Raw genomic sequence first — 5,263 nt, forward strand, 5'->3', positions numbered from 1 at the left:
CCGCATCCTTGTCGGCATCGGCATTCTGATCCTTTCGCTGGAGATGATCGGCCAAGCTTCCGAGCCGTTGCGCGACAGCCAGCTCATGCCGGTCATCATCGACTACTTCTCCGGCGATGCGATCAGCTCCTACCTGCTGGCGGCACTGATCACCTGGCTGTTCCAGTCGAGCATCGCGGCGGTCCTGCTCATGGCCACGCTAGCCGGCCGGGGTTTGATCACTCCGGAGCTCGGCGTCGTCCTGATCCTGGGCGTCAATCTCGGTTCCTCGATCATCGCGCCGATGCTCACCCGCTCGGCAGCGGCGGAAGTCCGCATCGTGCCGATCGGCAATCTTCTGATGCGCGGGCTTGGCTCGCTCGTGATGCTGATCCTGTTCATGATTTTCAGGCCGCACTTCTCCTTCCTCGGCACGACGGCCTCCGGCCAGATCGTCAACGCCCACATCCTGTTCAACGTGATCATCCTGCTTGCCGGGCTGCCACTCGCCGGCCTCGTCTATCGCGCTTCGGAGAAGATAGTGGCGCTCGGTACTAAGCCCGAACCGGCGGCAGCGCTCGACGTGGTCGAATTGTCCGCGCTGAACGAGAGCGCGCTCGACACGCCAAGCCAGGCCTTGGCCAACGCCACGCGCGAGGTGGTCCGGGTCTGCGAGACGGTCGAGATCATGCTGAAGCGGATCATCGAGCTCTATGAGAGCGCCGACGCCGGCAAGATCAAGGCGCTGGCCGCGCTCGACGACCGGGTCGACCAGAAGCACGCCGCGATCAAGCTCTATCTGGCCAAGGTCACCAAGAACCCCCTGAGCGAGGACGAGGCGCTGCGCTGCCAGGAACTGATCGGCGCCTGCGTTAAGCTGGAGCAGGTCGGCGACATCATCGTGCGCAACATGCTTGTGCATGTCAGGAAGAAGCTGGAGCGCGGGCTGGAATTCACGCCCGAGGGCTGGCGCGAGCTTTGCGCTTTCCATGCCTCGGTTCTGGCCAATGCGCGGCTTGCCTTCAACGTGCTGGTCTCGCGCGACCCGGAAACCGCCCGCCAGTTGGTGCTCGAGAAGGACCTGCTGCGCGAGCGCGAGAAAGAGACCAGCGCCAGCCACTTCGTGCGGCTGCGCGACGGGACCGCGAAAAGCGTCGAGACCAGTTCGATCCATCTCGACACCATCCGCGACCTCAAGCAGATCAATTCGCTGCTCGCCTCCATGGCCTACCCGGTGCTGGAGGAGCGCGGGCTGCTCGGCGGCTCGCGGCTGAAGGCGAGCTAGCATCGACCGACCGGCCCGCACACAATTAGCCTTCGTTCAATCCTCGCATCCGTCGGCTAGGTGACGGTGAGATTGATGACGGCTCCGACTGAGCGCCCGTACGGCACGAAGAGGGCCAGTCGAGACCACTGCCCAACCCGGTCAAGAAAACCTAAAGCGGCATCGACAATTTCTGCATTGCCCGTAGCGTCCATCCATGGTTTGAGGCCAGCTCATTCGGGATCGCTGTCCGCGCCATGCTGCCCCTCATTGCCCTGTTCATTGCCGCCTTCGCTTTCGGCACGACTGAATTCGTCATCGCCGGCGTGCTGCCGGAGGTAGCGCAGGGTCTGGGTGTTTCCGTGCCCACCGCCGGCTATCTCGTCTCCGGCTATGCCTGCGGCATCGCCATTGGCGGTCCGCTCCTGGCGCTCGCAACCAGCAGGGTCTCGCGAAAGTCGCTGCTCATCGCCCTGACCATTGCCTTCACTCTTGGCCAGGCCACATGCGCGCTGGCGCCCGATTTCACCTCGATGCTTCTCCTGCGCATTGCCACTGCAGTGGCGCATGGCTGCTATTTCGGCGTCGCCATGGTGGTCGCGGTCGGCCTGGTGCGCGAGGACCAGCGCGGCCGGGCGGTCGCGGTCATCCTCTCTGGATTGACCGTCTCCAACGTTATCGGCGTTCCGGCCGGCACCGCGATCGGCGGTCTCTGGGGCTGGCGGGCGACCTTCTGGGTGATGTGCGCGCTGGGCGTCATCGCGATCGTTGCCATGCTTGCGCTGCTGCCCCGCACGGCAGGCGCCGCCAACCGGCCCGCCGGCCTCGCGCGCGAGGTGCGCGTGTTGGGGCGCCAGCAGGTCTGGACCTCGCTCATCCTGATGCTGATGTTGATGATCGGCCAGTTCGGCCTCTTCACCTACATCACGCCGACGCTGCTCGAAGTCACCGGCCTCCACGAAAGCCTGATCCCGTTTGTGCTGCTGCTCAACGGCGTCGGCGCGACGATCGGCGTTCTCTTGGGCGGCAAGCTTGCCGACTGGAAGCTGATGCCGTCGTTGATCGCCATGCTTTTCCTGCAGGCGGTAATGCTTGGCGTCATCTATGCGGTCAGTCCCTACCCGGTGCCGATGATCGTCGCGATCGTCATATGGGGCGGCCTCAACTTCGCCATCGGCGCGCCGATCCAGACCCGGATCCTGGCCTGGACGGCAGACGCCTCGAACCTTGCCTCGTCGCTGATTCCCTCGGGCTTCAATGTCGGCATCGCGCTCGCTGCCTCGCTGGGCGCTGCGATGCTCAATGCCGGTCTTGGCTATCGCAGCCTGCCGGTCGCCGGCGCGCTTGCCATGCTGGTGGCCCTGGCGGTCGCGCTTGCCTCGCAGGCTTGGGAATGGCGCAGCCGGGCGACGCCGCCGTTGCCGGCTGCGGCGGAATAGAGCCTTTGGCGTGCCGCTCTGCCGGCTCAGACCTGAGGACGCAAGGAGCCAGAGCCGCCCGACAGGATCGACATCAAACCGTGAAGCCCCTCCTCCAGCCTTTCGCGGCTGGATGCGGCACCCAACGCCAGCCGCAAGCCATCAGCGGCACTGGGCACGACGGAGAACTCTTCCGCCGGGCTGAGGGCCAATCCGCGACGGCGTGCGATCTCGGCGATATCCGATGAACGCAATCGCGCATCCAGCGGATACCAAAGATGCAGGCTTGATTCCGTCGAGGCGAAACCGGCCGGCAGGATCTTGCGCGCGATCGTCTGCCTGGCCTCTGCTTCGGCACGCACCGCGGCGGTGATCTCGCCGGCGAGGCCGCTTCGCACCCACTCGCAGGCGAGCCCCGTCATCAGCGGCGGCGCCATCATGGTGGTGCCCCGGATTGTCGCCGCGATCCGCTCGACGGATTTCGCGTCAGGCGCCGCCAGGAACGCCGTGCGCAGAAATGGCGAGATGCATTTCGCCAACGTAGCCAGGTGGAATGTCCGGTCCGGCGCCAGGCTGAGGAAGGCTGGCGGTGAAGCGGTCTGCAGGGGACTGTAGGGATCGTCCTCGACGATCACCAGGCCAAGCCTGCCCGCCATCCGAGCCAGATCCCGGCGCCGGCCCTCCGGCATGGTGAGCGTGGTCGGATTGTGAAGTGTCGGGTTGAGATAGAGGACGCGGGCGCCATATCGTCGCGCCGCTTCCTCCAGATGGTCGGGGCGCATGCCGTCATCGTCGCGTCCCGCCCCAGCCAGCTTCCGCCCCGTGGCCTGCGCCAGCGCGATCAGGCCGGGATAGGTCAGCGTATCGGTGAGGATCGTATCGCCCTCACGGGTTTGCGACAGAAGGACGGCGGCGAGCAGCGCCTGCGCCCCCGAACCAAGAGCCACGCGCTCGACAGGCAACCTGCCGCCGGCTGCGGCAAGCCAATACGAGCCGGCGGCGCGTTCCGCGGGAGAACCCGGGCCGGGATGGTAGGAAAGCAGTGCTTCGGCGCTGAAACGTTTGAGCAGTCCCTCGATGCCGCTCCGGATCAATGCCGGCAGGCTCAGGCCCGAAGGCGCCGGCGGAATGTTCATGCTCAGATCGAGGATCGGCTCTTCCGGCTCGCCGGGCGTGATGAAGGTGCCGCGACCGGCCGTTGCATCGATCAGGTTCCTGCGGCGGGCTTCGGTGAACGCCCGGGTGACCGTGGTCAGATCCACGCCAAGGAAGCGGGCAAGCTCTCGCTGCGGCGGCAGCCTGTCCCCCGGTTGCAGCCGCCCGATCGAGCGGGCAGCCGCAAGCGCCTCGACGATCTTGAGATAGAGCGGCCGTGAGTCTTCCGCCAAGGGAGAAAGCCAGCTGAGGTCCCCTTCACTGTTCATGCCACCGGCATCCATACATTTTGTCGCATTGTATGCATACAATAATCATATTAGTATGTATGCGTGACCTCAAGGCCGATCGAATGCATGCGAGGTCCTGGAGTGATGACCATGCACGACGCGCACTATCCCCACCTCGAACCCTGGCGGGTCGGCATCCGCGGGCGATGCCCGCGTTGCGGAGAGGGCCGGCTGTTCGACGGATTTCTGAAGCTGGCGCCGAAATGCGAAGTGTGCGGGCTCGACTATTCTTTTGCCGATCCGGCCGACGGACCCGCCTTCTTCGTCATCTGCTTTGCCTGCGTGCCCTCCGTCCTGTTCGCCGTCTGGGCGCAGGTGACGTTCGAGCCATCCATGTGGTTCCACGCCTTCGTTTCGGTGCCGATCATCCTTGCGACCTGCATTCCGCCGCTCAGGCCGCTGAAAGGCTGGCTTGTCGCGAGCCAGTTCTACTACAAGGCCGCAGAAGGAAGACTGGCCAGGCCCGGCGAATAAAGTTCTCAAGTTCGCTTGCCTTGAGACCTAAAGGTCGATCCGGTACTTGAGGCTCTCCGCGCCACCATAGGCGGCGACTTTGGCGAACCGCCCGACGAGAATGCCGCCATTGGCGAGCACCACCTTCTGGGATGCAAGATTGTCGAGATCGGTGGTGATCTCGACATAGTCGAGACCGACCGCCCTTGCCTCGTGAAGCATCAGCCGCAGCGCTTCGGTGGCATAGCCGCGCCCCTTCTTCCATGGCATCACGGCATAGCCGATGTGGCCGAGCACGTGCGGCGGCAGCGCCGACGTGCCCTTCTGCCAGCGAAGCCCGATCGAGCCGGCGGCCTCGCCGTCCCAGATCCAGCGCCGGAAGCCCGGCAGGCGTGGCACCATTGTGCCGTCCGGCAGCGCGATCGGCGGCCCCTTGGCGTCGGGATCGTCAAGGCCGGCAAGGAATGCCGCCGGATCCTGTTCGATCGCCTCAAGCTGCTCGCGCGTAGCCTCCAGCAGCCGCACATTGTCCGGCGACCAGCCGCGCTCCAGCGCCGCCTTGTAGGATGGCAGATGCTCGAGCGCCGGTTTGACGATTTCGACCATGAAGCCGTGTCCTTTGCGAGATCGGAGGCATAGCCCCGGTCAGGATCGCCCTCAAGCTGACTGAAAGCGGATTTCGCCCTTGTTGAGGAAGCACATCT

The 5,263-nt window shown here is 65.0% G+C and carries 5 protein-coding genes; 3 read left to right on the forward strand and 2 right to left on the reverse strand.

The window, feature by feature from the left end:
• Together EOA60_RS17360 and EOA60_RS17365 are read left to right on the forward strand one after the other, a co-directional pair.
• A partial coding sequence (locus tag EOA60_RS17360) for a Na/Pi cotransporter family protein (RefSeq protein WP_164899369.1) occupies window positions 1–1,264 on the forward strand: 1,264 nt, incomplete at its 5' end.
• A gap of 236 nt (window positions 1,265–1,500) precedes the next feature.
• Window positions 1,501–2,682: an MFS transporter gene (locus tag EOA60_RS17365; RefSeq protein WP_127335060.1), complete on the forward strand. Its 1,182-nt coding sequence runs from the start codon at window positions 1,501–1,503 to the stop codon at window positions 2,680–2,682.
• Window positions 2,683–2,708: 26 nt separating this feature from the next.
• Here the strand turns inward: EOA60_RS17365 and EOA60_RS17370 are convergent, their stop codons facing one another.
• Window positions 2,709–4,085: a PLP-dependent aminotransferase family protein gene (locus EOA60_RS17370; protein ID WP_164748219.1), complete on the reverse strand. Its 1,377-nt coding sequence runs from the start codon at window positions 4,083–4,085 to the stop codon at window positions 2,709–2,711.
• Window positions 4,086–4,196: 111 nt separating this feature from the next.
• Here EOA60_RS17370 and EOA60_RS17375 point away from each other — a divergent pair, with 111 nt between their 5' ends.
• Window positions 4,197–4,580 carry a DUF983 domain-containing protein gene (locus EOA60_RS17375; RefSeq protein ID WP_164746753.1) on the forward strand — a complete coding sequence of 128 codons (384 nt, stop codon included), beginning with the start codon at window positions 4,197–4,199 and terminating at the stop codon, window positions 4,578–4,580.
• A 27-nt stretch (window positions 4,581–4,607) separates the two neighbouring features.
• Here EOA60_RS17375 and EOA60_RS17380 read toward each other — a convergent pair whose 3' ends face one another.
• Window positions 4,608–5,165 carry a GNAT family N-acetyltransferase gene (locus EOA60_RS17380; RefSeq protein ID WP_095823217.1) on the reverse strand — a complete coding sequence of 186 codons (558 nt, stop codon included), beginning with the start codon at window positions 5,163–5,165 and terminating at the stop codon, window positions 4,608–4,610.
• Window positions 5,166–5,263 lie beyond the last annotated feature (98 nt).

The sequence above is a fragment of the Mesorhizobium sp. M1A.F.Ca.IN.020.06.1.1 genome (assembly GCF_004023265.1).
Taxonomy (GTDB): domain Bacteria; phylum Pseudomonadota; class Alphaproteobacteria; order Rhizobiales; family Rhizobiaceae; genus Mesorhizobium.